Source organism: Methylomarinum sp. Ch1-1 (assembly GCF_030717995.2).
Taxonomy (GTDB): Bacteria; Pseudomonadota; Gammaproteobacteria; order Methylococcales; family Methylomonadaceae; genus Methylomarinum; species Methylomarinum roseum.
Window position 1 is genome coordinate 723,447 of sequence record NZ_CP157743.1, and the last position, 26,192, is coordinate 749,638.

Below are 26,192 nucleotides of genomic sequence, written 5' to 3' on the forward strand. Positions count from 1 at the left end.
ACTCCTGTTATACGGCAAGGCTCTTGCGGCGCCGTTTCAACCAAGCGATTGAGGCAATCACCATCAACACAGCCAGCAGACTGATGATTTCGGGTTCCGGCGTGGTCGGTACGATGCCGCCGCCCACGGCCAGATTGCTGACGCCCTTCGGCAACGGCAACGGTTGTTTGACCGTCCGGTTTTCGCCACTCGAATTAACGACGACTTCGTCGATGGCGATGAACGACGTGTAGGCGGTCAGCAGGTTATAGGTCAGGCCCAGTGTCGTGATTTCCGCCTTGCGCTCGGAATCGGACCGCAGCTTTTGGTAATCGCCCAATTCGGCGATCCGTTGCCGCGCCCATAAATAACGCAGCGCGCCGTTATGCGCCCCCGCCTCAGCGTCGGCGACGTTCACGCTACGAAAATAATCCCCGTCACCGCGGCGGCCGGCGATGTTAATGTTGCCTTCCGCCTTGCCCCGCCATTTGCCGAACACCACCAACGGCCGTTCCGCGAATAGATCGTTCATTTGCTGCGGTTCCACATCGTAAACGTCGAAGCCGTCGAAATCGATTGCGATGTCGGTCAACACCGGGGTCTGGATATAACTCCTGAAACGCTGTGCAATCGGCAAAGCTTCTTCCAGCTTGGTAATGACGAAAGGCTCGCCCCGCCCGCTTCTGGCCAGCCCCTCGATCAAAAAGCGGTTGACGCTGGAACCGATGCCGAAAGCGAAAAAGTTGGCGTTATTCAGGTTGTCTCTGACGTAATCGAAGACGTCGGTTTCGACCGAAATATAGCCATCCGTCACCACCACGAAGCTGCGTGACACGCCGCTTTTGGCCGGTTGCGCCATGGCCCGCTGCAATGCCGGCAGCAGGCGGGTGCCGCCGCCACCGCGCTGGCTTTCCATCATCGAGACAGCTTTTTCTATGTTGCTTTCGGTGGCGGGCAGCGGGCTTTCGGCCAGCAGCGAGGAACCGCCGGAAAAAAACAAGATATTGAAGCGGTCGCTGGGGCGCAGTCGCGTCAACAACTCGACCATCAGCTTCTTGCTGATGTTCAACGGAAAACCATGCATAGAACCCGAGACATCGACGACGAAAATGTATTCGCGCGGCGGTATCGCGGCATTGGCGACCCGTTCGGGCGGTTGCGACAGCAGCAGAAAAAAGTTTTCATCTTCGCCTTCATGCAGCAATAGCCCGGTTGCTATCTCTTTGCCGCGCAATTGGTAGCGCAACACATAATCGCGGTTGCCGTTGTCGGCGCCGGCCTTTTTCAAACGGATTGCAGCAGAGCCTTGCTGACCGTAAGCGACATCGACGTCATGCGAAGGCGACATGACCGCCTGGATTGGCAAACCGGCCGCCAACGACACCTTGATGTCGAAGGCATAAGGCGGCTTTTCTTCCTGCTGCAGATAAGGGTTGGCAATCCAAAAATCGTGATCGTCGGCCCCGGCCGACGGCAATTCGGAATAGCGTGGGCCAACCACCGCCGGGTAGACGAATTCATACACGCCCTGTTCCGGCACGATCATTTCGGTATAAGCGAGTTCGACGACGATGCGATCGCCCGGCATGATGTTGGCGACATTCATTTGGAAGACATTGGGGCGTTGTTGTTCCAGCAGCGAAGCGCGTTTACCGGCTTGTTTCGCCTGCCGGTATTCGACTTTGGCCGCTTGCCGTTCCTTGATTTTGGCGACGATTTTACGTTCGCCCACGGTCATCGTCATCGCATACACCGCGGCCCGGGTCGATCCGGGAAAGACATAGATCGCCTCGATGGGGCTGTTGCCGCGATTTTGATAAACCTGGCGGATTTTCACGTCGGCGATGACGCCGGCGATATCGACCTGCGCCGAAGTTTCTTGCAACGGCAGGGTTTCGCCGCCCTCCTCACCGTCGCCGACGATTTGAAAATAAGGCGACAGGGTTTTATCGTTTTCGAGTTCGTTGGCTGCCGCCACGCCGGCTAATAGCAATAATGTGAACAGCGCCAGCAGGCGCCAGGGGTTTGCGTCTATTCGGATCATGATCGTTTCCTCTTACAATGGACGGTAGGATTGCCGTGATTTCAGTGTAAGAAACGGAAAAGAAATGACGTTGAAGGGCTTGTGAAGTCGTTGTGAAATCTATGTGAAGTGGGCTTTTAGTAACGCCCACATTTCCTGTAATTCCAAGCTCCAGCTTGGATTACAGTCCTCGGAAGCTCCAGCTTCCCGGTTTGGCCTTCCAAGCTCCAGATTGGAAGGCAGCTAATAACTTGTATGAGTGCCTTCAGGCAACATTTGTAGGCCGTCCGTACAAAGCGCCAGCGTGTACGAGCTGTCATTGTTGGACACGCTCTACATTGAAGGGAAAAACAAGCGGGCCTCGGCGCCGCCGTCGGGACGATTCGTCAGCGTGATATTCCCCTGATGCAAGACCGCTATTTCCTTGACCAAACTGAGACCGAGGCCGGAACTCTTGCGGCCGTCTGACGGCCGTTTCAATGAATAAAATCGTTCGAAAACCCGCTCACGCGCATAGTCTGGGATACCCGGTCCTTGGTCGAGCACCGCAAAGCAAACACCATTCGTCTGCCGTAAGACTCGAACAACGATCGCGCCACCGGCCGGGCTAAAATCGATCGCATTTTGCACGATGTTCAGCAAGGCCTGCCGGATCAGGTTCGGTTCGCCTCGAATCGTCAAATCGCGCTCGCCCCGTATGTCCAACTCGATATTTTTGACCGCCAACAATGGCGCAAGTGTTTTTTCCAGTTCGGCAAGCAGGTTGCTCACGCCGATGCGCTCTTTCGAATTGATGTATTTTCGAGTCTCCAATGAGGACAGCAATAGCAGATTATCGACGATGCGACCTATGCGCCCGCTCTCTTGCCGGATATTGCGTAGAAACGTCTGCCGCTGCGCCGGTGTTAGGTCTTCTTCCAGCAATTCGACCGCGCCGCTGATCGCCGACAACGGACTTTTAATCTCGTGGGTCAGCGTTTGCACGTAATTTTCGACATAGCGTTTTCCGGCCAGCGCATCGCGCATTTGTTCGAAAGCGACGCCCAGTTCTTCCATTTCACTCGAACCCAGCCGTGGCCGTCGCAGCCGTTTGCCGTCACGGACCGCGCGAGCGTAATCGGTCAGGCGAATAATCGGCCGGGTCACCCAGACGCTAAGCAACAGGCCGATAACGATCAAGGCCAAGCACACGAAGGTTCCGCCAATGATGAATTTATTCTGTGCAGCTTCGGTAAATTGATCAGCGCTGTAGGTCGGCTTGCCCACCGACAACACGCCGATTAAGTCGCCTTGGTGCAAAATCGGCGCGGCAATATACATCATCCTTCTGTCTGCGTTATTTTCCATCGGCGACGTGCGCGCGCCATAGTCTCCGCGCAACGTGCGATGAACATCGCGCCATTGCGAGTAATCCTTGCCTTCGTCGCGGCCGTCATTGGAATCGAAGATAACGACGCCGGTGCGGTCGGTGATGTAGACATGCCAATCCACCTGGCTTTTCAACAGGCCGAATACCTGTGCGGAAAACACCTGCGAGCGGACCTGATCAAAACCGGCCCGAAACAGCGGCAGATTGATGTTGCCGTTGATGTCGGAGGATGCGGCCAGCGCCGCCAAGACACGCGAGGCATCGACCAAAGGCTCCTCGGTCGATTCACGGTAACGCAGCTCGATATCGTCGACAACTAAGGAAATCGGAAAATAAAAGCCGCCGCCAATCAGCAGAACGATACCCAGGATGATGCGTCGGCGGATGCTCATCGCTCGTCCCGTAGCGAGTAGCCGATGCCGCGATGAGTCACGATGGGGTCGTCGTCGGGACACACGGCTTTGAGTTTCTGGCGGATGGTCTTGATATGGGTATCGACCGTGCGCTCCAGGCTGATGCCGCCATGTTCCCAGGCGTTATCCATCAATTGTTCGCGGCTATAGACGCGGCCCGGCGATTGTATCAACAGCTGCAATAGCCGGTATTCGGTGCGCGACAGCTCCAGCGGGGTATTGCGATAGCTGATGCGGAACCGTTCCTTGTCGATAGCGAACCAGGCGGAATTCGATAGTAACGATTGGGTATCGGCGGGTTCTTTCAACGCTGTTCGCCTTAACACCGCCTTGACCCGTGCGCTGAGTTCGCGCGGACTAAATGGCTTGGTGACATAATCATCCCCGCCCAGTTCCAGACCTACGACCCGGTCGATTTCGTCGCTGCGCGCGGTCAAAAAAATCAACGGTATCGTCGAAGACGCGCGGATTTGACGCGCTAGATCGAAACCGTTCATGTCGGGCAAACCGATGTCGAGAATCAGCAAATCGAAGTTTTCGCCCGCCATTTCCTGCAGCGCCTCGCTGCCGGTGGAAGCCGCCTTTACCTTAAACCCTTCGGTTTCCAATGCGAAGGTTGTGTTATCGACAATCGACGGCTCGTCGTCGACGATGAGTATGGTCGCCATGATTTTCGCTACTTTTTCTGGGTGGATAATCTAATGCCCGCTGTCTTCGTTTTCTCCCCGACAACGGCCAGTTATCTACAATGTAGCGTAAAAGTTATCTTAATTCCTATTCAACGTCGCCAAGATGATCGTGTGGTACACGATCAAAATCAGCTATTCGGGGGACCAAGTAGAAAGCCTCGTTGGGCTGACACCAGAAAGCCCAACAAAACCCCCACCACTCAAGATATTAATTCCCAATATGAACCCTGCCCATCGCAATTCATATCAGCTCACCAATTAACATTTAAAACACCCTCTTGTATGAATCGATGAATGCTTGAATGTCTCCAATCGACACGAATCAAATGCTCCCAATATCGCCGTTGCCACTTGTACCCTTTGGGTAAACACCTCGTTCTCTCTTATTCAAACGGCTACTATTGATTCGTTCATTCTCAGGCAACACTCTGGAAAAATTAGATTTAATTAAATCCAGCGCGTTGCATAATCATCGTCACCCGTTGGCAATGTCCAAATGGCATGTAAATGATCAGGCAAGATAACAATAGCTTCAACAAAATAGGGATGTTTTTGTTGCACCTTTTTCATGCAAGCTCTTAATTCATTCACATGGTCAATCAAAAGGCTTCGATTCCGTTCTGCAAAATTAACGGTAAAAAAATAACACCCACCTTTATGCTTAGCTCTTCAATATTGCATTTTTCTGCTTGTGAGAGTGATATTTGTTGGGCTTCCTATCGTCAGCCCAACCTACAATGCTAAATCATTTGCATGGAGTTTCGCTTCTGAAGAGGAGACCGTTGTTATCGAGGCAAGCATAAGCATTACCTTTTCCGCCCAGTTTCGGAACTGACAAGCGCCCCTCTACAATAATTGAATCAACGTCAGAGGCTAATACTAAGGCGCTGGTAGTACCAGGGCTTGTTGAAATGATTTTTCCATCAATAGTGATTCTGCCCGTAACCAAGCTTTCAGAAGCCAGTGGCCCATCAACGATGACAGGTCCAGCATCGGACATTAAACGTAATGCGCTAGTACTTCCTTTTCTAGTGGAGAGCGTTTTAGCAACTTCACAGACATCATCCGCATCGCAGGAATTCGCTGCAATTTCTGCATTGGGATCGGTTGGTTCATAAGCAGGTTCACATCCTAATAAACCGATAAATAAAAAGTAAACGGGATTAAGCTTGTTCATAAACTTCTCCAACTAGAATGTGGCAAATTAACCAGAAATTCATTCTAACGTACAAAGTTATGATTAACTAGTAATACCCGGTTAACGACCAGGCGCGGTTATCATCGACGCGTGCACATGAGTAGGGTCACACATGAGTAGGGTCAGGTCTAGATTTATAGCTATTTTGTCAAAAAAATAAAGAGGCTAAACTCATTATCGCTTACAAATCGAAGTGTTACGCTATTTTTCTAGACCTGACCCCGACGTTCGAGACCGACCCCATTGGTTTGCATTGGTTTGCAAATTTGCATGTTTTCTCCTTGATGATTTTTTATGAGATTTATAAGCCAGTAGCCTGGATGTAGCGTAGCGGTGTGACTGGCATGGTAGTCAGCTAGTTGGTGAAAGTCCAGACTTTGCCCTTTGAGAAGGGAAGAATTAGGCGAAAGCAACGGTGTCCAAAGAAACACCCGGGAGGAAGCAGGTCAAGATTTTATAGTTATTTTATCAAAAAAAGAGGCTAATCTCATTATAGCTTACAAATCAAAGTTGTAACTATTCAGTATCTTTCGGGTTTTAGGTAACTTCTCAAAAAGTCGAGGCAACTTCTCGCAAAATAAGCAACATTATGCGAAGCTAGCGCCCTATGAGTAAACGTCTAAGCCTCCCAGAGATTCCGGATTCCGAACGCACCCCATTAGTGGATGCGTTGCTGGGCATCATCGAATCTTTGTCAGAAACAGTCCAGCGCCAGGACGAAGAAATCGGCTGCTTGAAAGACGAAATAGCCATCTTGAAGGGCGAAAAAGCGCGTCCAAAATTCAAGCCGAGTGGCATGACGCAAGAAACCGATGGCAAACCGACGTCGGAAACCGGCAAGGACAAGAAAAAACGGGCGTTTCTCGAAGAAACGGAGTAAGCCGCAACAGCTGGTCATCCATGAAGAACAAGTGATTCGCCCGCCCGATCTGGCCTCCGGCTCGCGTTTTAAGGGCTATCGGGACACTGTCGTCCAAGATTTGCTGCTCGAATCCCGTAATACCCGTTACCGACTCGAATGCTGGCAAACGCCGGAGGGCCAATTCGTGAGCGGTCAATTACCGCCCGAGGTAGACGGGCATTTTGGCCCGCATTTACAGGCGACCGTCAAATACCTGCATCACCACAGTCGCATTCCGCAGCCGCTGTTAAGGGAGATGCTGCTGGAATGGGGCATCGACATTTCGGTCGGTCAAATCGATGCGCTGTTGACAGGACAGCAGGCGCGTTTCCAGTTGGAGAAAGAGGAATTGCTCAGGGCTGGGCTTGAAGTCTCGCCGGCCATCACGGTGGATGACACAGGGCACTGCCATCAAGGCCAAAACGGCTACACCACCCACATAGGCAACGACGATTTTGCCTGGTTTGCCAGTACCGCCCATAAAAACCGTCTGAATTTTCTGACCCTGCTGCGAGCCGGCGAAACCCAGCGCACAATCACCCTGGAAGGCCTGGCCTACATGCAACAGCAAGGCTTACCGCAGGAACTGATCGAGCGTTTAGCAACGCATGAAGTCCAAGACTTTGCCGATGAAACAGCTTGGCAAGCGCATCTGGCTGCATTAGGCATCGACAAAGAACGCCACCAACGGATCGCCAGCGAAGGCATACAGTGCGGTTGCCTGTTACAAAACGACCTGTGGCGGCGACTGGTGATCGTCAGCGATGATGCCGGCCAATTCCATGTGCCGGGACTCCTGCATGCCTTATGCTGGGTCCATAGCGAGCGCTTGATCCACAAATTGATTCCGCTCAACGAGCCGCACCGCCAAGCCCAAGCCTTAGTGCGTGGCCAACTGTGGGAACTTTACCGTGACCTCAAACAGTATGCCATGGCGCCGGATGCCACTCAAAAAAGCGCATTGGGCACCCGGTTTGACGCTATTTTTACCCAGAAAACCGACTTTGCCACATTAAATAACCTACTCAAGCGGCTCTACCGCAATAAAGCCGAGTTGCTGCAAGTGCTCGATTATCCGCAGACACCGCTCCACACCAATGGTAGCGAACGGGATATTCGCGAACAAGTCATTCGGAAGAAAATCAGTGGCGGTACCCGCAGTGATCTGGGGCGACAGTGTCGAGACACGTTCTTGAGCCTCAAAAAGACCTGCCGAAAACTGGGTATCTCGTTTTGGCAATATCTATTGGACCGGACCAAGGGAACGAATACGATTCCGCCACTACCCGAACTGATACGTCAACGCGCGGCCGCTCGGCTCGTGCCATGAGTTATTGAGAAGTTACGGTTTTAGGCAGTAGGTCATTGATTTCTCGGGACGCGTGAATACATCCATGTAAGCTCTGACTGCAACGTCCTGTTGCAGACAGCCCGATAAATCAATAACCTACTCCCTCTTAGTAAAACTACGCTGAATAATTACTCAAAGTTTTAGATAGAGCTATTTTTCTAGACCCGACCCTTCGTTACACACTGGCTAATGGATGCCCCGATTGGTTGCAGGCTACTTACAAAATACTGTGTGGCGTGTTCATTAAAAGTAGCTGATGACCGAAAAATACTTATCTGACAAAATAGCACATCCTTCTGGAGACTGCTATGAAACCCTTATTAGACATACTGGAACAAATTAACAAACCCGGCTCATTTTGCGCTATTGACGAAATGCAGCCATGTTTTCCCGGCCTGGAAATTGAACATGTCGGAACCATTGGATTACCGTTGATCGATGAACAGGCCCGGCAGATCATCGCGCAAGCCAGTCAGGCGCCTTATGGTTTGGGCGACAAAACCCTGGTTGATACGGATATCAGGCGCGTATGGGAATTGCAACCCGAACAGTTCCGGCTAACTAATCCCGACTGGGATCTGCGCTTGAGCGAAACGATCGAATCGATAAGAAAAACGCTGGGCGTGGGTAAGGGCGAGATTATCTGCGATCCTTATAAGTTGCTGCTTTATGAGGCCGGTAGCTTCTTTGTGCCTCACCGGGATACTGAAAAGATCGAGAATATGTTTGCAACGCTAATCGTGACCCTGCCTTCCCGGCATCAAGGCGGCGAGTTAATTGTTTCTCATGCAGGAGAAGAAAAGTGTTTTGCTTCCGGTGGCGATGGAAGCGAGTATTACATCCGCTACGCGGCTTTTTACGCCGATTGTCAACATGAGGTTAAGCCATTAACGGACGGTTACCGTTTATGTCTGGTTTACAACTTGGCATTGGCCAATGTTAAAGAACAACCTGTCGCCGCCGAATATTCCGCGGTAACTCGACAACTTAAAGAATACCTTAAATCCTGGAAGCAACGCGAAGACAGCGAAAAGCTGGCGATTCTGCTGGAACATCAATACACTCAAGCCGGCATAAGCATGAGTAACCTGAAAAATCTGGATAGAACACAGGCGCAGGTTTTGATTCAGGCGGCCGAACAAGCGGGTTGTAAAGCCTATCTTGCCTTGCTGACATTGTGGGAATCAGGCGATGCGGAGGAAATCTACTACGGTGACTATCACCGATACGGTTACAATTATGATGACGAAGATGAGGAATTCGAAATAGGAGAAATTTTCGACAGCTCCCTGACTGTTGATCATTGGCAGGATAGTACAGGCATCATTCACGATTTCGGAGAAATGTCTATCGCCGAAGAGCAGATTGTATCGCGGCGACCATTGAGGGAAGGCCGTCCTGATCAGCAGGAAGTCGAGGGACCGACCGGTAATGCCGGCGCGACAATCGACCGCTGGTATCGCCGCGCCGCGATTGTGCTGTGGCCCGAGCAACGGCATTTAAGAATCTTAACGCAGTTTGGCGAACGCTCATCGGTTTATCGGTTACAAGACATGCTTCAGAACGGCGCCGATCCATCGCTTTGCCGCGAGTTCGCTGCAGAAATTATCTTGCATTGGAAAGACTCGAGTCCTTATCATTGGTCTCGAAGCGATAGTGACTCGGAACTTCACAACAGTTTTCTTGCCGCACTCTTGCAATTGCAAGATCAAACTCTGTTGCAAAACTTTTTAGATCGGATTCTTTGCCAAAATTTCGCCGGCGGCGAAGGGCGATTGTTGGCGGAAAATTTACGCTACTATGGTTGGCAATGCGCCGAACGCGCCCTGGAAACAATGTCGCACCAACAACAAAACGCCAACATTGTCGCCTGCATAAAAATTCTGGATGTTTTGGCGGATAACGCTGTCTTTCCGTCTGACAATGAAGAACGGCAACGCCTTTGCCGCACCGCGGCACAAAATTGCCTGAGCAACTGGCGAAAATTGATTGAATCGGACGAACTCCGCCGCAACGATTGGCGTGGACAAAACGAGGCGTTACAACGAGCCGCGATAACCGGTTTATTTCGCGTCTGTCACCGCCTGCAAATGGATGAAGCACTGCAAACGCTGGCCGACTGGCTTACCCAGCAAACTCAAGTGCTATCGTTGCGCGGCGTTTTATTACCTTGTCTTCATGATTTGAACGATTGGTTCAGCGAACAAAACAGAGCAAACCCGGCTTTCGCCACCCTGTTGGCTACATGTCTGCAGCAAATCAAGGCATTGGCGGACGTAATTATTGAAGAACCCAAGGATTGGCGACAATCGCATTTGCTATCATGCCAATGCAAGGACTGCCAAACGATCAATCAATTCGTTCGGGACCCGAAAGCGCAAGAGTATCGTATGTGCGCCAATCAAAATATTCGTTCGCATATCGAATCCAATATCAGAACCGAACGTCTGGACATAGATTGCGCCACCGATAAAAAAGGCCGGCCCTATACGTTGATATGCACTAAAAACCGCGCCTCTTATCATCGCGCGTTACGGCAAAAGGCTTGTGATACGGAAGCCTGGCAACGCCTGGCTGCTCTCAGCTAGTAACCAAAGGAACATAGTGGAATCCGAGATAATATCAGCCACGTTTATCCTGGATTCCGCAGTCCATCCAGGAAACAAACTGAAACGGCAATAATTCCTAGTACTCAGTCATGTAGACGGCTACTCGGTAGGCGCCAGCAATTCCCAGTTTGAGTATTTTTGCGGTGTTTAGGGCATGGGGTGTGTCTGTCGAGGAGCGCCGTAAACCCATCCCTGGGGGCTTGATGGCAGCATCCTTGCTGCCGACATCCTCGCCAAACACACCCCATGCCCTTTTTGAACGCCAAAGTGGGAATTGCTGCCCAATTGGGGAGGAGTCTATATATGGGAAATATTGCGGTAAGATGTGGGTAGGGTGTGCTGACGATAGGAAGCGCACCGGTTTTTGATGCGCTTCACGCAGTTCGGCACATCCTACAAAGGTAAAGTGGAGTAGGAGCGCCGCCCATAAGCGCCAACTTAAGCATCTAAGTAATTGATTAAAAAAGGCTAACACCTAAAGCCCGACATTCAGTAATGAGCTCCAAAACTCGATCCGGCAAACCCTGAAGCTTTCTCTTGCGCGGGCGTTCGCAAAGGCTTTTTATGCAGTCGTCAATAAAGCGCTCATTTTTTGGAAAACAAGCCTTAAGTCCGTACTTGATCTCATCGGCGATCGTGCGCCATAAGCGCCAATGGGTAATTGAACGATCGCCGTCCATTGTGGTGGCCGCTCGGCCGAATCGGCGTTGCGCTATTTTTTGAGTCACTGCAGCAAACAGTAACTTGCCGTGCAAATACAAATCCGCCAGCTTGCTGTCTTTTCGGGCGCGTAGCCGGTCGATATCGAGCAAGCTCTTTAGCCGCTTTATGACCAGCTCCACTTGCCAACGAACCCGGTAGAGCTCAGCGATTGATTTCGTGTCGAGCAGCGACTCGGGGAGCGAAGTAAAAATCAACACCCAGCCGCTCAGCATCAAGGTCTTTTGGCTCGCCGTGCGACCTTTATCACGCGCGCGTTGTTTCGCTTTGCGGCGTGCTTGCGCCGCCTGTTCCGGCGGTAACGGCATGGCATGCACCACGCCTTCAATACGTTTGTCTTGATGACACAGATAAACCGGTATCGCACCCGGCTGACCATTCAAATCGCGTATGCGCTGTTCCCAATCGATTTTGACATTTTTCGGTTCGTTGCGCCTTTCGTAAAGGGTCATGCTGTGTGGATTGTAGCGCAGCACAACGTGGCCGCCGCGATCAATGACCGGGACTAAAGACTTCGGTTGGTTGTAGCCTCGATCAACCACCGCGACATCACCTGCGGCTAACTGATAGTGATCCAAGCTCTCGCCGACTTTATCGGTCGTGACGTTGACCTCGCGGAGTGTCAAGCTCAACAGGTCGATGGCCACATGCAAGCGATACGTTGTTTCTTTCGCACCGGGTTCTTGCACGGTCGAACCGTCAATCACAATGAAATTCAAGGAGCCATTGTTGATCTGTTTATCCAATCCGAACACACGCTTCAGTAACGACTTGATCCACACCACGCAGGCCACCAGTCGCTTGGTCACCGCCGTGTCGCTCAAACAGCCTTGAAGCTTGGCAACTTCGCCGGCACAGCTGCGCAACGACAAGTCCAGTCCGCAATACAACAGGACTAGTAGCTGCAATAATTGCAACGGTGATCGGATTTTCCGTGCCCGTGCAAACGCCTGTAATTCATAGGCCTGCTCCTGGAAATCTGCTGGGAGCTCTTGCAAAAAGTCATCAAAAAGGGTATCTGTTAGCTGTGGCTGCTTCATAGAGATTTTCACTTTCGTCGGTAAAAATACTCTATGTTGTGGTCACACCTTGATTTTTCAACTGTGAATCAAAGTCTTGCGTCTTAAGTTGGCGCTTATGCGAATCCGCCCTACGGTCGCTGCCAATGTAGCCTTGTCTTCGTAGATGTGCTGAACTGCGTGAAGCGCATCTAAAACCGGTGCGCTTCCTCTTGTCATCTCACCCTACCCGCACCGTAGGGCGGCTTCGCGAAGCAAGCCGCCAAAACCCCGCCACCGGAGGCAAAATTGGCCGTTGTGCAAAGATATTAGACTTTTTTGAAAATCAGATCCCAGACGCCATGGCCGAGACGCAGGCCGCGTTTTTCGAACTTGGTCAGAGGACGGTAATCCGGGCGGGGACAAAAATCGTTGCTAGCGCTGGTATTGATCAGGCCGGATTCTGCGGAGAGGATCGGCAGCATGTCTTTAGCGTAATGTTCCCAGTCGGTGGCGGCATGAAAGTATCCGCCGGTATGCAGCTTTTTAATTAACAATTCGACGAAGCTGGGCCTAACGATTCGGCGTTTATGATGTTTTCTCTTATGCCAGGGATCGGGAAAAAACAAATGCACGCCGGCCAGGCTGTGATCGGGGATTTTTTGTTCCAAAATTTCGATCGCATCGTGATGATAGATTCTGACATTAGTCAGTCCTTTCTGCTCCAGCAGCAGCATTAGATGACCGACGCCGGGGCGGTGTACTTCGATGCCCAGATAATTCAGTTGAGGATTGGCCTCGGCCATTTCCGCCAGGCTTTCGCCGTTGCCAAAACCGATTTCGACAATCACTGGCGCGTTGCGGGCAAAGACCTGCTCGTAGTCATAATTTTTTTGCGGATCGAGACAATATTTATCCCAATAATTGTCTAGCGCCTGTCTTTGTCCGGCCGTGGCGCGGCCCTGACGGCGGATATAACTGCGGATGCGGTTCGGCTCGATACGTTCTGGGCGGGTCATAATCACAAATAAAGTTAGCTATTGATCTTTTTCTGGTTGTTTCCAATTTGGTCTGCAAGACATGGCGTAGACATCGCTAGCAACTAACAGCTCCTGCTTCTTGCTGAACTGACACATCTCAAATCTGACTTGCGATCGTCAGCCTTGAAATCTAAACCGGAAAAGCTAATTTGGTTTTTATTCTGAGTTTTGTTTGATAGCTATGTAATAAAAGCTAACCATACGGCATCGAAACCCGCGTTCTGCCGCTAAAAAGCAGATTATTGCTGATTAGTCATAACCATGAAAGTTTCTATTCAGCAAAACCACGCCGATACTTAATTTAGAATAACGACTCATCCCCAATCGTAGGGTGGATAAGCGGAGCGCATCCACCGGATCGGCATCTTTGGTGAATGCGCCCTTCAGGCTTATCCACCCTACATGCCCTGCCGCGTTCGGTAAGTGGGCGAGCAGTTACAATTTAGATTGGGTTAAGCGCAGCGGCCTGTGCCTATCCAACCGTAGGCTTAAAGAAACATTCCGTCTATCGGGGATGAAGCCGAAGCGAAGCGTTTTCTTGGCATGCGGCCGGCCAGAAACGCTTCCCTGCCCGCTTCGATGCCTTTTTTCATTGCCGACGCCATCAATACCGGATTTTTGGCAGCGGCGATGGCGGTGTTCATCAATACGCCATCACAACCCAGTTCCATCGCAATCGCCGCGTCGGATGCGGTGCCGACGCCGGCGTCGACCAGAATCGGCACATTGGCGTTTTCAACGATAGTCAGAATATTATGCGGGTTGCGTATGCCCAGACCGGAACCGATGGGTGCTGCCAATGGCATCACTGCGACACAACCGATGTCTTCCAGTCTTTTCGCGGCAATCGGATCGTCGTTGGTATACACCATCACATCGAATCCATCCTTGACCAGCAGTTCGGCGGCGACATAGGTTTCCGCCACATCGGGGAACAAGGTTTTTTGGTCGGCCAATACTTCCAGTTTGACCAATTTATGTCCGCCCAATAGTTCCCTGGACAGACGGCAGGTTCTGACTGCATCATCGGCGGTAAAACAACCGGCGGTATTCGGCAATATCGTGTATTTGTCCGGTGAAATGACATCCAGCAAATTCGGCTCGTCGGCATTCTGACCGATATTGGTGCGACGTATCGCGACCGTGACGATTTCCGCTCCGCTGGCTTCTATCGCTAGACGGGTTTCTTCCAAGTCCTTGTATTTACCGGTGCCGACCAATAATCTGGAATGGTATTGTTTCCCAGCTATTGTAAAGAAGTCATCTTGGCCGCCGCCGATCGCTTGAACGATTTCCAGACGGTCGTCCGCCTGCAGCTTTTTGCTGTTGTATTGATCAAAAGGCAGAATTTCTTTGTTCAACTCGACGGCAATGCGTTTTCCGTTCAAACCCAGGTCGGCTACGACATCGGAGACCGAACTGTTTTCACTGTATTCCCGCATCTCTCCATTTACAGATATTTTCATAATTCAACTCTAACTATTTTTCTATGGTACGGCGTTTATGCACGGCGACGGCAAGATCATTCAGCAGCTTAACGCTGTCGTTCCAGCCCAGGCAGCCATCGGTGATACTTTGTCCATAAACCAGTTCCTTGCCTTCAACGACATCTTGGCGGCCGCCTTTCAGGTGACTTTCCACCATCGCGCCGATGATGCGGCTGTCGCCTCGGGCGATTTGTTGACCGACATCCTCGGCCACGACCAATTGTCGTTGAAATTGTTTCAGGCAGTTGGCGTGACTGAAATCGATCATGATATTCGGCCTTAATCCAGCGCCTTCCAAGCCTTCCGACACTTTTTCGACATTGACCGCATCATAATTCGGCGAGTCATTGCCGCCCCTTAAGATGATGTGCACGTCTTCGTTTCCCCGGGTCGAGAAAATCGCCGAACGCCCTTCTTTAGTCACCGATAAGAAATGGTGCGGGCTCATCGCCGCGCCGATCGCGTCTATGGCGATTTTGATCGAACCGTCGGTGGCATTTTTAAAACCAACCGGGCAAGACAAGCCAGACGATAATTCGCGATGGACCTGGCTTTCGGTGGTTCGGGCGCCGATAGCGCCCCAGGCAATCAGATCCGAGACATATTGAGGGGTAATCAAATCCAGATATTCGGTCGCCGCCGGCATGCCCAGGTTATTGATGTCCAGCAACAGCTGGCGGGCAATTCTCAAGCCTTTATTGATATTGAAACTGGAATTTAGTTCCGGATCGTTGATCAAACCTTTCCAACCGACTGTGGTGCGTGGTTTCTCGAAATAGACCCGCATCACGATGAGCAAATCGTCAGCCAATTTGTCTTTCATTTCCTTCAGGCGTTGCGCGTATTCGACGGCGGCCTTGGGATCATGGATCGAGCAGGGCCCGATCACGACCAGCAAACGATCATCTTCACCGGTTAAAATGTTATGGATAGCCTGCCTGGCCTCCAATGTGGTCGAGGCGGCTTCGTCGGTGATCGGTATTTCATCATGAACCTGAACCGGCGCAACGACTTCCTTGGTCTCACTAATTCTTAAATCATCGGTGGTATATTTACTTAACATGGTTATCGGTAAACAGAATTTTGGCTGGATTTATGTAAACGCCCTATTTTAACTGTTTTTACCGTTGTAATGTTACATAATTGAAGAAGGCAGCAATTCCCATATATGGCGTTCAAAAAGGGCATGGGGTGTGTTTGGCGAGGATGTCGGCAGCAAGGATGCTGCCGTCAAGCCCCCAGGGATGGGTTTACCCAGCACCTAAATTCCATGGCTACTGGGCGATATTTTACATTCCAAGATAATTTAGGTGCTGGGTGAACGGCGCTCCTCGACAGACACACCCCATGCCCTAAACACAGCAAAAATGCTCAAACTGATGGGAATTGCTATGAAGAAGAATAACAGTATCAAGCTGAAATCGGTTGTGCTAAAGTTCGCCAAATTTGTTAAAAATAAAGTCCGCGATTAATATTAAGGGCCTTATTCGGATTTAATAATCGCTTTTTTGGAACCATTTATGACTTTTTCTCATCGAAAGCCGCTGCTGATCACAATCGCGGCAGTCGTCGGCCTTTTCTCCGCCACCCTACATTCAGATCCTCTCTCTCAAGCGATCCAGGTCGAAACGGCCACCAATAAAGCCGCCATCAAATCGCAACAAAAAATTGACGCGTTAAGCGAGAAGACCCAAAAGATGCTTGAACAGTACCGGGCTGCAACTCATCAGACCAAGAGCCTGCGCACCTATAACAAGCATTTAAAGGACTTGCTGAATTCCCAGCAACAGGAGAAAGAGTCCTTGCAACGGCAATTACAGGAAATCGAAACCACCCAGCATGAAATTGTGCCGTTATTGCTGCGCATGTTGGATAGCTTGGATAAATTCATTCAACTGGATATGCCGTTTCTGCGCGAAGAGCGCCAACAACGCCTGGCGGAATTAAAGGCGATGGTGGTCAGGGCCGATGTCAGCAATGCGGAAAAATACCGTCGCATCATGGAAGCCTATCAAATTGAAAATGAGTACGGCAATACTATCGAGGCCTATCGCGCCGAGCTGGAGTTAAACGGCGTGACCAGTTCGGTCGATTTTCTGCGCCTGGGACGGCTCGCGCTTTATTACCAACGTCTGGACGGCAGCGAAACCGGCTATTGGAATAAAGAACAAAAAAAATGGCAAGTGTTGTCATCAGAATATCGCAATACCATTCGTAATGGTTTGCGTATCGCTAGAAAAGAAGCGGCGCCGGATTTGTTAACGCTGCCGATTCCCGCAGTGGAGGCAAGTCAATGAAAAAACTGATTTTGATAACGCTGATGCTGGCCACGCCTGCCGCGATTGCCGAACACCTGGATCTCGATCAATTACTGCGCGATGTTAAAAGAAGCCAGGGAACGGAAGCTAGGATCAATCGAGTCCGTGAAGCCGAATTTCTGGCGGAAAAAAACAAACAGCAGCAATTGTTGCATGAGGCTCAGGTCGAGTTGAATCAGCAACAGCAACTCAGCCAACAACTGAAATCTCATCTGGACGCCAACGAACAGGAATTGATGGAGCTGGAGGCGAAACTGAAAAATCGCAGCGGCGAGTTGGGAGAGTTATTCGGGGTCGCCCGCCAGGCGGCCGGCGACCTGAAAGCCGATTTGACCAATTCGATCATTTCCGCGCAATTTCCCGGACGGCTCGAACAGCTCGATAAGATCGCCAACAGCAAGGCGTTGCCAACCATCGAGCAACTGGAAAAATTGTGGTTTACCCTGCAACAGGAAATGACCGAATCGGCCAAAGTCGTCAGTTTCGACACTAAAATTCAGACGGCCTCCGGCGAACCGCGTCAGGCCAAGGTGGTTCGCATCGGTTCTTTCAATGCGCTGGCCGACGGTAAATATCTGCGTTATTTGTCGGAAACCGGCAAGCTTTCGGAATTGGCCAGGCAACCGGAAGACAAATATCTGGATTTGGCCGAAAATCTGCTGACCGCCAAACAGGGACCGGTTCCCGTCGGCATAGATCCGACCCGGGGGGTGATCTTAAGCATGCTGATCCAGACGCCTAACACCACCGAACGTATCGACCAAGGCGGCATCATCGGCTATATCATTCTGTTTTTGGGCGCTTTCGGTTTAGTGTATGCGATCGTCAGGTTGGTGATGTTGACCTTGACCTGGCGTAAAATGCAAAACCAGGTCGGTTCCGATCAGATTAGCGAAGACAATCCGCTGGGTCGGGTCATCGCCGCCGGAGAACAGGCCGGCAGCGAGGATAACGAAACACTGGAGCTGTTGCTCGATGAGGCGATTACCCGCGAAGTCCCGGCCTTGGAAAAAGGCCAGTCGATGATCAAGCTGTTGGCCGCGGTCGCGCCGTTGTTAGGTTTGTTGGGCACGGTGACCGGGATGATTTCGACGTTCCAATCGATCAGCCTGTTCGGCACCGGCGATCCAAAACTGATGGCCAGCGGTATTTCTCAGGCCTTGGTCACGACGATGCTGGGGTTGTGCGTCGCGATTCCGCTGCTGTTTCTACACAGCCTGGTGGCTTCACGCAGCCGCATGTTGGTGCAAATATTGGATGAACAGTCGGCTGGCATCGTCAGTCGCCGCGCCGGAAAATAATGGATATCATCACGACACAACTCGATTTGATCCAGCGCTTCCTGCATGCCGGCGGGTCGGTGTTGTGGTTTATTTTACTGGTTTCGGTCGGCTTGTGGTGTTTGATTATCGAACGGCTGTTGTTTTTTAGATTCAGTTATCCGCAATTGCGGGAGCATTGGCTGGGCCTATGGCGACAACGCTCCGATAAACGTTCGCAGCATGCCCGCCACATTCGCACGGGCATCATTTCCGAGGCCCAAATCACGATGAGCAAAAACATAGCGGTGATCAAGATGCTGGTGTCCATTTGCCCGTTGATGGGCTTGCTGGGCACCGTCACCGGAATGATCCATGTGTTTGACGTGATGGCGGTGACCGGCAGCGGCAATGCCCGGGCGATGGCCGACGGCGTCTCCCAGGCCACGATACCGACTATGGCCGGCATGGTGATCGCCATTGCCGGTTTATATTTCAGCAAATTGATAGAAGAACGCGTCAGTGATGAAACCCATCATCTGAGCGATTTGTTACAAAATCATTAATTGAATATTGCTTATGCGCCGAAGATCCAGTCGCTCAACCGCCGAACACAGTTCCGACATCGACATGACACCGATGCTGGACATCGTTTTCATCATGTTGATTTTTTTCATCGTGACCACCTCTTTCGTCAAGGAATCCGGCATCGACGTCAATCGTCCGACCGCCCAGACCGCGACCCGTAAGGAGCAAGGCAATATCATCGTGTCGATTAGAGCCAACGGTGAAATCTGGATCGATAAACGCCAAGTCGATGTGCGCGCCGTTCGCGCCAATGTCGCCAGGCTGCATGCCGAACAACCCTTAGGTTCGGTGGTGATCGCCGCCGATCGGGACACCAGGGTGAAAGTGTTGACTCAGGTGATGGATCAGATCCGTCTGGCCGGCATCACCAATGCCTCCATCGCCACCGAGAGCGAATCACGGTGATGCGGCTGGGGATTTCGTTGCTGAGCGGCCTATTGGTTTCGCTGGTGCTGTTCTGGTTCATGCAATTCATGATCAGCAATAATCAGCAGGCGTTCGAGAAAACAGACAGTCTTCAGATGACCGAATTCGTGCGCCTGAAACGGGAAGCCCAGCTGAAAACGAAGGAGCGCAAGATGCCGGAAGAGCCTCCGCCGGAGAAACGCCCGCCTCCGCCGCCGCAGGTTGAGATGCGGCAAAGCCAAGTCACTCAGACTGAATTACCGGATATGGACATGCCGAACCTGGACATTCCGTTACAAAGCAGTCGCTTTGCCGGCTCCGTCGTTGGCGGCGTGAAAATGGGCAAAGGTAAAATCAGCAGCAATGTCATCCCGTTGGTGCGTATTCCGCCCCGCTATCCGATGCGTGCGGCACGGCGCCGTATCGAAGGCTGGGTCAAGGTTGAATTCACCATCACCGAGAGCGGTACGGTCAAGGACGCGGTTGTCGTCGACTCGCAGCCGGGAAACATATTCGACCAAGCCGCGCTACGCGCCATTAGCAAATGGAAGTTCAAGGCTAAAATTATCGATGGCGAAGCCTTTGAACAGCGCGCCGTTCAGGTTCTGCAATTCAAGTTGTCAAAATGATGCGTGTAATATTGTTTTTCCTTTGCTGTGTCATCAGTCTGTCGCTACTGGCGGCCGATCAAGAAAAGAGCGCCACCGTTTCGCCTTGGTTATATAAGAAACTGACCAAGGCCGAAAAACTGATCGAGCAGAAATCCTATAGCAGTGCACAGCGAGACTTGCAGAAACTGCTCGGCGAAGTGGATCAGGGTAGCTATGAACAGGCCGCCGTGCTGCGTTCGCTTTCCTCGGTCCATGCCTTACAAGGCCAATATGGCAAAGCGGCTCAGCTGCTGAAGCAGTGCCTGGCTTTGCAGGTATTGCCGGAACAGCAGGAACAACAGGCCATCCTGAACCTGGGCCAATTATATATGGCCAGCGAACAGTACGCCCTGGCGGTAAAAACGCTGCAACCCTGGCTGGCTAAGAACCCGAAGCCGGATGCCGAGCTCAGTGCTCTGCTGGCTAATGCCTATGCTCAGCTGAAACAATATCGCCAGGCTTTGCCGCATATCAAGAGAGCGATTGCGGCAAGCAACAAGCCGAGCGAATCGTGGTATCAACTCAATTTGGCGCTCTATTATGAATTGAACGATTACGCGTCGGCCGCCACCTTGTTGAATCGACTGTTAAACAGATATCCGCAAAAAAAAGAATACTGGGAGCAACTTTCTTCCGTTTACCAGCAATTAAAGCAATACCAAAAAGCGGTCAGCATTCAGCACCTAGCCTATGAAAAGGGTTTACTGAATTCGGAAAAAGAGATATTGGCGTTAACCAATTTATTTCTCTATGTCGGTTCGCCTTACAAAGGCGCGAAGTTGCTGAGCGAAACGATCGCCAATAAACGGGTGCGCAGTAATTCTCGTAATTGGGAAACGCTGGCTAACGCTTGGCTACAGGCGAAAGAATTCGACAAGGCGATCTCAGCATTGGAGACGGCGTCAAAACTGAACGAAAAAGGCAGCCTGTATCAGCAATTGGGACAGATCTATGTGGAACAGGAGCAATGGCAAAAAGCCATTGACGCCTTTAACAAGGCCGTCAACAAAGGCGGACTGAAACATCCAGGAACCGCCTACCTGTTAATGGGCATGAGCTACTATGAACTAGGAAATGTCAAACAGGCGCGCTCAGCTTTCAATAAGGCCAAAGCCTACAAAAAGCAAAAAAAGTCGGCGTTGCAGTGGCTGGATTATATCAGTAATCAAGACAGTTAAAATCACGTACAACTGACACTGACCGGCTTTCATCACTCGCCAGTTTCAACCTAGTACAGCATCCATTTTCATCTGACGAGTTATCGCCTTTCGCAAGCGCATGAATTCTTAGGTATTTTTAATGTCTTTACCCGCCATTTAGAATATGGTGCTGTACTAGACAGCGGCGTTCAGATTCGGCTCTTCATACAGGCGCCGTTTTTTCCAACCGGCAAATTTACTGTCGTCGAAGTAAATATCGTGATCGATCGCGTGTTCATAACAGCTGCGGAACAAGCGCGCCGTTCTGAAAGCGTGTAATTCGTCATCGGCGCTAACCGTTTCGACATTACCCACTTGGAAGGTCTTGTTGCGTGATTTGCCGTCTTTGACCCAGAACACGGTGTAACACAGATAGCTTTTATCTTTTCTGTGATCGTATTTAATCGTTCTGGAAACACCGGTAACGCCGGTTGTAGTTTTATTTTTAGGCGGTTTTAGAAAGCGAGTCTTGCTGCCTTTCAGCACCACCAACATCTGGTCGCGCCAAGTGATGGCGGCTTGCAGGGATTTGTTTCTGTTTCCCCAAAGTTTGTGAGAAAAATAACGACTGCTCTCCTTCCCCCGTCTTACAATGCGTACTTGATATCCGAATGCATCGGGTTCGGTAATATGTTTTACTTTTGCCATAATTTTTAAACCTGAAGGGTGTGACTACCGCGGTAGTGGATAGTGTTATTAACATAACAAGGGATATAGCCTTGTTGTTATTTGTGTAGGTTTATGATTACAAATTATCGCTAAAGTAAAAATTAAATCAAGTAGAATTTTAATAAATAGTGAATAAATTCCGAGTAATTTAGTGTAGAATAGTTGAGATCCACTTGAACGAGTGGCAATATCTTTAACGTAATCTTTTGTTTTAGCAAAATTTTCTGGAGAAAAACGATGAGCGTACTAGTAGGCAAACAAGCACCTGATTTTACAGTTCCTGCGGTATTAGGCGACGGTCAAATTGTTGATTCCTTCAATTTTTCTGACGCCACCAGAGGAAAATATGCAGTAGTTGTGTTCTATCCCTTGGATTTCACCTTCGTTTGTCCTAGCGAGTTAATTGCGCTGGACCATCGTCTCGATGAGTTCAAAAGCCGTGGCGTTGAAGTGATTACCGTATCGGTCGACTCACACTTTACTCACAATGCGTGGCGTAATACCCCTGTCAACGAAGGCGGCATCGGTCCGGTTCGTTATACGATGGCCGCCGATATCGGCCATACAATTTGCAAAGATTACGATGTAGAAGCCGAGGCGCCGTCGGTTGCTTATCGTGGCAGCTTCTTGATCGACCAAAACGGCATGGTGCGTCATCAAGTCGTTAACGATCTGCCATTAGGTCGCAACATCGACGAATTGTTGCGTATGGTTGATGCGCTGCAGTTCCACGAAGAACATGGTGAAGTTTGTCCAGCCGGCTGGAACAAAGGCGATAGCGGCATGGATGCAAGTCCTGAAGGGGTCGCTAAATACCTAGGCGCCAATGCCGACAAATTGTAAGCATTTTTAGGCTGTCGGTTTTTAGCCAGAAGGCGCATTGTTTCGGCAATGCGCCTTTTTTATTACGCGGCCATCTGTCATAAACAGATCTGCGATTCGAAGTGGGTATCGCTTTCGGTAGTCCGAGAAACAGCCGCTAACAAGCGAAGCGCTGGACTTATTCGCTTCAGGGCTACCTCATTAAATGAATGAGTGGCAAAACAGAAAATTAACAATAAATACCAGTAATTCTCAGTTTAAGTATTTTTGCAGGGTTTAGGGCATGAGGTGTGTCTGTCGAGGAGTGCCGTTCACCCAGCACCTAAATAAACGACGATAATAAATCATAGCCAATAGTCTATGGTATTTAGGTGCTGGGTAAACCCATCCCTGGGGGCTTGACGGCAGCGTCCTTGCTGCCGACATCCTCGCCAAACACACCCCATGCCCTTTTTGAACGCCAAAGTGGGAATTGCTGAATAAATACGCCTAAAGTAAGTTAAACGTTTAGGGTGTGTTAAATAACCCGCCCCGCGTACAGGCCAATTTTGCCCCGGTGGCGGTTTTTGGCGGCTTGCTTCGCGAAGCCGCCCTACGGTGCGAGGGTGTGCTGACGATAGGAAGCGCAACGGTTTTTGATGCACTTCACGTTGTTCAGCACATCCGAAGGCAAGACGCTGCTTTGTGTAGGAGCGCCGCCCCCGGCACGAAAAGAGCCATTCGGCCCGAGGGCGGGCCTCCTACGGGCAAACTTTGGCGGAGCCGCGGCGCAAGTAGCCGCATGTCGCTATGCGAAATGCAGGTCAATGAGGTCCTGAACGATTCAACCGTGACTAGAGTAAGTTAAACGTTTGGGGCGGGTTAAATAACCCGCCCCGCCGAGAGGGATGACGCGATATTAACCAATGTGTTGGTTCAGGTATTTTTTAATGAGGGAGCCCTGTTATTCGCTTGCCGCCGCGCTGCCGATCAATTTCTTTCTGATAAAATAAGCTGCCACTAGTGCAAAAACGACTGGAATCTGAGTGACTAGAAAAACCGCTACCGCACTTTTGGCGAACATGCCGGTTAACGAAGAAAGAATCAGTTTGTTAGCCAGCCACCAGGTTATCCAATAACCTATCAAACCGATGATCGCCCACTTGATGGGCGGTTCCCCTATCTTCTTCCCGCTGAGATAAAACCATACCAACACCAGAATTCCGGCAAATTTAGCAAGTAGCAACATGCATAGATCCTCTTTGATTATGAAAAAGCACGCATTGATTGATTTAGAATTTAATCCGGTTAGAATCAGTAACAACACGCTGTGATGGATCGATTATCATATTCGATATCCAAATTCATTACATCTTTTTAACTACATGGAGATTCAGATGGGCAAGCCGCTTAAAATCCTGTTAACAGTTATCGCAACCTTAGTACTGTTAATCATGGTTGCCGCCGTCGTGTTACCTTTTGTTATCGACCCCAATGATTTTAAGCCGCAAATCCAGGCAGTCGTCAAAGACCATACCGGGCGCGAACTCAGCATCGAGGGAGACCTGGAGCTGTCGATATTTCCATGGATAGGACTGTCAACCGGACGGTTGTCCTTGAGCAATGCCGAGGGCTTCAACGGCAAGCCCTTCGCCGAGATAGAACAAAGCGATATCAAGGTTAAATTGCTGCCGCTGTTGTCGAAACAGGTGGAGGTCAATCGCATTGTGCTTAAGGGCTTGGCGCTCAATTTGGCCAAGAACAAGCAAGGAGTTACTAACTGGGATGATCTGGTTCCGGCAAAGGAAGAAAAGAAAACCTCTGCGGCCGAGGAAAAACCATCCTCGCCCAAGACCGATACCAGCAGCGCGCTTGCCGCACTGGCGATAGGCGGTCTGTCGATCGAAGACGCCAATATCGTCTGGGACGATCGGCAAGCGGGTAAACATACCGAGATCAAGGATTTTAACCTGGTCACCGACGAACTGGCATTTGCCGAACCGATAGGCATCGATTTGTCGTTGACGCTGATCAATCAAGAACCGCAGTTGACCGAACATCTCAGTTTCACGACCGATGCGGTCATCAATGAAAAATTCGATATCATCAAGCTGAATGGCTTGCAGTTGAATAGCGAGACCAGTGGTAAAGCGATACCCGGAGAAAAGCTTCAGGCTACGCTGCAATCCGAGGTCGCTATCGATTTGACGCAGCAAACCCTGGATATCTCTAAGTTGAAGCTTAGTTCCGGCGATTTAATGGTCAATGCCGACATCAAGGGCACGCAAATCAAAGATAAGCCGGTTTTCCAGGGACCGATCAGTATTGCCGAATTCAACTTGGCTAAATTGCTGAAAGACATGAGCATTGCGCTGCCGGCGATGCAGGACGGCGACGCCCTGAGCAGCTTGTCGGCCAATTTCAATCTTCAGGCGACGGATACCAGCGTCACCATGCAGAATCTACAGCTGAAACTGGATGACAGCACCTTAAAAGGCTCCGCCGGCATCAAAAACTTCGCGACTCAGGCGATTGTTTTCGATCTTAACCTGGATGCTATCGATGCCGACCGTTATATGCCGCCGGCCAAGCCACAAGCTAAAGGCGGAAAAACGGGCGCCGCATCATCCGCCGCGGTGGCTGCGGCCGGCGCGGCGTTACTGCCTGTCGATACCCTGCGGGGATTGAATGCCAACGGTAATCTGGCGATCGGTAAGTTGAAAATCAACAACTTGAGCATGCAGGATATTCGTTTGAAACTGAATGCCGCCAACGGTGTAGTCAAAACCGAGCAGGTTATTAACAAGCTGTATCAAGGCGCTTTTTCAGGAAACACGACGATTAATGTCAAGGGCAGCCGCCCTACGATCGCGTTGCGTGAAGCGCTGAACAATGTTCAGGTCGAGTCCTTATTGCAGGATCTGCAGGGAGGGAAAAGCAAAATGTCCGGCATCGTTAATCTGAACGCCGATCTGCGCGGCTCCGGGAACAGCGTGGCGGCGATCAAATCCTCGCTGGACGGCAAGCTCGATTTCAACTTCAAGGATGGGGTGATCAGAGGCTTCAATCTGCAAAAGATGATCGATAACACGAAGGCGCTGATTGAGGGGTCGCCGCTGCCGACCGAAAACAAGAATGATCAGACCGTGTTTTCGGTCATCAGCGGGTCGGCGACGGTTAATGACGGCCTGGTGAGAAATAATGACCTGCAAGCGCTGTCTTCAAGAGTGCATGTTGACGGCGAAGGCACGGCAAACCTGGTTAATGAAAAACTGGATTATAAAATCCACGGCAAATTGATCAAAAAAGCGACCGGCGATCAGCCCGAAAAGGTAAAAGGCGTGCCGTTGATCATTAAAATCGGTGGAACATTTAATAAACCGTCTTATACACTGGATGTACCGGCGATGCTGTTGGAGAAAAACAAAGGCAAGATCGAAGAGAAGAAAGAAGAAGTGCTGAAAAAACTGGATGAAAAACTGGGTCCTGGCGCCAGCGATTTGCTCAAGGGGCTTTTCAGATAATT

Annotated in this window: 21 protein-coding genes and 1 pseudogene; 11 read left to right on the forward strand and 11 right to left on the reverse strand. The window is 50.6% G+C overall.

Annotated features, from left to right (window positions below; translation table 11 throughout):
- Positions 1-7: 7 nt before the first annotated feature.
- The 5 genes and pseudogenes from Q9L42_RS03675 to Q9L42_RS03695 all read right to left on the reverse strand — a co-directional run bounded on the left by Q9L42_RS03675 (position 8) and on the right by Q9L42_RS03695 (position 5,650).
- Positions 8-2,023 (reverse strand): VIT domain-containing protein, encoded by a 2,016-nt coding sequence (locus tag Q9L42_RS03675; protein ID WP_349431944.1) that lies wholly within the window; start codon positions 2,021-2,023, stop codon positions 8-10.
- Between the two features lie 312 nt (positions 2,024-2,335).
- The gene (gene creC / locus Q9L42_RS03680) at positions 2,336-3,763 is read right to left on the reverse strand and encodes a two-component system sensor histidine kinase CreC (protein WP_305909778.1); all 1,428 of its coding nucleotides are present in this window, start codon (positions 3,761-3,763) and stop codon (positions 2,336-2,338) included.
- The gene (creB, locus tag Q9L42_RS03685; RefSeq protein ID WP_305909777.1) at positions 3,760-4,452 is read right to left on the reverse strand and encodes a two-component system response regulator CreB; all 693 of its coding nucleotides are present in this window, start codon (positions 4,450-4,452) and stop codon (positions 3,760-3,762) included. The genes creC and creB overlap by 4 nt, the downstream gene beginning before the upstream one ends.
- A 468-nt stretch (positions 4,453-4,920) precedes the next feature.
- Positions 4,921-5,082: pseudogene (locus Q9L42_RS03690) on the reverse strand (REP-associated tyrosine transposase); the annotation flags it as partial.
- Between the two features lie 136 nt (positions 5,083-5,218).
- Positions 5,219-5,650: a hypothetical protein gene (locus tag Q9L42_RS03695; RefSeq protein WP_305909775.1), complete on the reverse strand. Its 432-nt coding sequence runs from the start codon at positions 5,648-5,650 to the stop codon at positions 5,219-5,221.
- Positions 5,651-6,278: 628 nt separating this feature from the next.
- Here Q9L42_RS03695 and Q9L42_RS03700 point away from each other — a divergent pair.
- The 3 genes from Q9L42_RS03700 (at position 6,279) to Q9L42_RS03710 (ending at position 10,511) form a co-directional block, all read left to right on the forward strand.
- Positions 6,279-6,551 (forward strand): hypothetical protein, encoded by a 273-nt coding sequence (locus tag Q9L42_RS03700; protein ID WP_305909774.1) that lies wholly within the window; start codon positions 6,279-6,281, stop codon positions 6,549-6,551.
- Positions 6,484-7,902 (forward strand): IS66 family transposase, encoded by a 1,419-nt coding sequence (locus tag Q9L42_RS03705; RefSeq protein ID WP_305909773.1) that lies wholly within the window; start codon positions 6,484-6,486, stop codon positions 7,900-7,902. Before Q9L42_RS03700 ends, Q9L42_RS03705 begins: the two co-directional genes overlap by 68 nt.
- Positions 7,903-8,231: 329 nt before the next feature.
- Positions 8,232-10,511: a 2OG-Fe(II) oxygenase gene (locus Q9L42_RS03710; RefSeq protein WP_305909772.1), complete on the forward strand. Its 2,280-nt coding sequence runs from the start codon at positions 8,232-8,234 to the stop codon at positions 10,509-10,511.
- Positions 10,512-10,990: 479 nt separating this feature from the next.
- On the opposite strand, the gene Q9L42_RS03715 is transcribed toward Q9L42_RS03710, so the two are convergent.
- The 4 genes from Q9L42_RS03715 to aroG form a co-directional block, all read right to left on the reverse strand.
- Positions 10,991-12,292 carry a transposase gene (locus tag Q9L42_RS03715; protein ID WP_349431949.1) on the reverse strand — a complete coding sequence of 434 codons (1,302 nt, stop codon included), beginning with the start codon at positions 12,290-12,292 and terminating at the stop codon, positions 10,991-10,993.
- Between the two features lie 287 nt (positions 12,293-12,579).
- Positions 12,580-13,269, reverse strand: a complete 690-nt coding sequence (gene trmB, locus Q9L42_RS03720) for a tRNA (guanosine(46)-N7)-methyltransferase TrmB (RefSeq protein WP_349431951.1) — start codon at positions 13,267-13,269, stop codon at positions 12,580-12,582.
- 509 nt (positions 13,270-13,778) lie between these two features.
- Positions 13,779-14,756 (reverse strand): sulfur carrier protein ThiS, encoded by a 978-nt coding sequence (thiS, locus tag Q9L42_RS03725; RefSeq protein WP_349431953.1) that lies wholly within the window; start codon positions 14,754-14,756, stop codon positions 13,779-13,781.
- Positions 14,757-14,769: 13 nt separating this feature from the next.
- Complete coding sequence (gene aroG / locus Q9L42_RS03730; protein ID WP_349431955.1) at positions 14,770-15,840, reverse strand: 3-deoxy-7-phosphoheptulonate synthase AroG; 1,071 nt, start codon at positions 15,838-15,840, stop codon at positions 14,770-14,772.
- A gap of 457 nt (positions 15,841-16,297) precedes the next feature.
- Here aroG and Q9L42_RS03735 point away from each other — a divergent pair, with 457 nt between their 5' ends.
- Genes Q9L42_RS03735 through Q9L42_RS03760 form a run of 6 tightly spaced genes read left to right on the forward strand, consistent with a single transcriptional unit; the run spans position 16,298 to position 21,175 of the window.
- On the forward strand, positions 16,298-17,074 hold the full coding sequence (locus Q9L42_RS03735; protein ID WP_349431957.1) for a DUF3450 domain-containing protein: 777 nt from the start codon (positions 16,298-16,300) through the stop codon (positions 17,072-17,074).
- Positions 17,071-18,396, forward strand: coding sequence for a MotA/TolQ/ExbB proton channel family protein (locus Q9L42_RS03740; protein WP_349431959.1), 1,326 nt, complete (start codon positions 17,071-17,073; stop codon positions 18,394-18,396). Before Q9L42_RS03735 ends, Q9L42_RS03740 begins: the two co-directional genes overlap by 4 nt.
- Positions 18,396-18,920, forward strand: a complete 525-nt coding sequence (locus Q9L42_RS03745) for a MotA/TolQ/ExbB proton channel family protein (protein ID WP_305909765.1) — start codon at positions 18,396-18,398, stop codon at positions 18,918-18,920. Before Q9L42_RS03740 ends, Q9L42_RS03745 begins: the two co-directional genes overlap by 1 nt.
- Before the next feature lie 13 nt (positions 18,921-18,933).
- Positions 18,934-19,347: an ExbD/TolR family protein gene (locus Q9L42_RS03750; protein ID WP_305909764.1), complete on the forward strand. Its 414-nt coding sequence runs from the start codon at positions 18,934-18,936 to the stop codon at positions 19,345-19,347.
- Positions 19,347-19,976: an energy transducer TonB gene (locus Q9L42_RS03755; RefSeq protein ID WP_305910302.1), complete on the forward strand. Its 630-nt coding sequence runs from the start codon at positions 19,347-19,349 to the stop codon at positions 19,974-19,976. Before Q9L42_RS03750 ends, Q9L42_RS03755 begins: the two co-directional genes overlap by 1 nt.
- Positions 19,973-21,175 (forward strand): tetratricopeptide repeat protein, encoded by a 1,203-nt coding sequence (locus Q9L42_RS03760; RefSeq protein ID WP_349431962.1) that lies wholly within the window; start codon positions 19,973-19,975, stop codon positions 21,173-21,175. The genes Q9L42_RS03755 and Q9L42_RS03760 overlap by 4 nt, the downstream gene beginning before the upstream one ends.
- A 156-nt stretch (positions 21,176-21,331) precedes the next feature.
- Here the strand turns inward: Q9L42_RS03760 and Q9L42_RS03765 are convergent, their stop codons facing one another.
- On the reverse strand, positions 21,332-21,844 hold the full coding sequence (locus tag Q9L42_RS03765; RefSeq protein WP_305909761.1) for a hypothetical protein: 513 nt from the start codon (positions 21,842-21,844) through the stop codon (positions 21,332-21,334).
- A gap of 258 nt (positions 21,845-22,102) precedes the next feature.
- Here Q9L42_RS03765 and Q9L42_RS03770 point away from each other — a divergent pair, with 258 nt between their 5' ends.
- Positions 22,103-22,708, forward strand: coding sequence for a peroxiredoxin (locus Q9L42_RS03770; protein WP_305909760.1), 606 nt, complete (start codon positions 22,103-22,105; stop codon positions 22,706-22,708).
- 922 nt (positions 22,709-23,630) lie between these two features.
- Here the strand turns inward: Q9L42_RS03770 and Q9L42_RS03775 are convergent.
- Entirely contained in the window at positions 23,631-23,915 is a 285-nt protein-coding gene (locus tag Q9L42_RS03775) for a hypothetical protein (protein ID WP_305910301.1), read from the reverse strand.
- A 148-nt stretch (positions 23,916-24,063) separates the two neighbouring features.
- On the opposite strand from Q9L42_RS03775, the gene Q9L42_RS03780 reads away from it, so the two are divergent.
- Positions 24,064-26,190 carry an AsmA family protein gene (locus Q9L42_RS03780; protein ID WP_349431965.1) on the forward strand — a complete coding sequence of 709 codons (2,127 nt, stop codon included), beginning with the start codon at positions 24,064-24,066 and terminating at the stop codon, positions 26,188-26,190.
- Positions 26,191-26,192: the final 2 nt, after the last annotated feature.

What these genes read in the sequence shown, in the direction of transcription:
- Q9L42_RS03695 (WP_305909775.1), bottom strand. Translation starts at nt 5,650, where the DNA reads ATGAACAAGCTTAATCCCGTTTACTTTTTATTTATCGGTTTATTAGGA.
- Q9L42_RS03740 (WP_349431959.1), top strand. Translation starts at nt 17,071, where the DNA reads ATGAAAAAACTGATTTTGATAACGCTGATGCTGGCCACGCCTGCCGCG.
- creC (WP_305909778.1), bottom strand. Translation starts at nt 3,763, where the DNA reads ATGAGCATCCGCCGACGCATCATCCTGGGTATCGTTCTGCTGATTGGC.
- aroG (WP_349431955.1), bottom strand. Translation starts at nt 15,840, where the DNA reads ATGTTAAGTAAATATACCACCGATGATTTAAGAATTAGTGAGACCAAG.
- trmB (WP_349431951.1), bottom strand. Translation starts at nt 13,269, where the DNA reads ATGACCCGCCCAGAACGTATCGAGCCGAACCGCATCCGCAGTTATATC.
- thiS (WP_349431953.1), bottom strand. Translation starts at nt 14,756, where the DNA reads ATGAAAATATCTGTAAATGGAGAGATGCGGGAATACAGTGAAAACAGT.
- Q9L42_RS03780 (WP_349431965.1), top strand. Translation starts at nt 24,064, where the DNA reads ATGGGCAAGCCGCTTAAAATCCTGTTAACAGTTATCGCAACCTTAGTA.
- Q9L42_RS03765 (WP_305909761.1), bottom strand. Translation starts at nt 21,844, where the DNA reads ATGGCAAAAGTAAAACATATTACCGAACCCGATGCATTCGGATATCAA.
- Q9L42_RS03735 (WP_349431957.1), top strand. Translation starts at nt 16,298, where the DNA reads ATGACTTTTTCTCATCGAAAGCCGCTGCTGATCACAATCGCGGCAGTC.
- Q9L42_RS03770 (WP_305909760.1), top strand. Translation starts at nt 22,103, where the DNA reads ATGAGCGTACTAGTAGGCAAACAAGCACCTGATTTTACAGTTCCTGCG.
- Q9L42_RS03750 (WP_305909764.1), top strand. Translation starts at nt 18,934, where the DNA reads ATGCGCCGAAGATCCAGTCGCTCAACCGCCGAACACAGTTCCGACATC.
- Q9L42_RS03710 (WP_305909772.1), top strand. Translation starts at nt 8,232, where the DNA reads ATGAAACCCTTATTAGACATACTGGAACAAATTAACAAACCCGGCTCA.
- Q9L42_RS03675 (WP_349431944.1), bottom strand. Translation starts at nt 2,023, where the DNA reads ATGATCCGAATAGACGCAAACCCCTGGCGCCTGCTGGCGCTGTTCACA.
- Q9L42_RS03745 (WP_305909765.1), top strand. Translation starts at nt 18,396, where the DNA reads ATGGATATCATCACGACACAACTCGATTTGATCCAGCGCTTCCTGCAT.
- creB (WP_305909777.1), bottom strand. Translation starts at nt 4,452, where the DNA reads ATGGCGACCATACTCATCGTCGACGACGAGCCGTCGATTGTCGATAAC.
- Q9L42_RS03755 (WP_305910302.1), top strand. Translation starts at nt 19,347, where the DNA reads ATGCGGCTGGGGATTTCGTTGCTGAGCGGCCTATTGGTTTCGCTGGTG.
- Q9L42_RS03700 (WP_305909774.1), top strand. Translation starts at nt 6,279, where the DNA reads ATGAGTAAACGTCTAAGCCTCCCAGAGATTCCGGATTCCGAACGCACC.
- Q9L42_RS03705 (WP_305909773.1), top strand. Translation starts at nt 6,484, where the DNA reads ATGGCAAACCGACGTCGGAAACCGGCAAGGACAAGAAAAAACGGGCGT.
- Q9L42_RS03760 (WP_349431962.1), top strand. Translation starts at nt 19,973, where the DNA reads ATGATGCGTGTAATATTGTTTTTCCTTTGCTGTGTCATCAGTCTGTCG.
- Q9L42_RS03715 (WP_349431949.1), bottom strand. Translation starts at nt 12,292, where the DNA reads ATGAAGCAGCCACAGCTAACAGATACCCTTTTTGATGACTTTTTGCAA.
- Q9L42_RS03775 (WP_305910301.1), bottom strand. Translation starts at nt 23,915, where the DNA reads ATGTTGCTACTTGCTAAATTTGCCGGAATTCTGGTGTTGGTATGGTTT.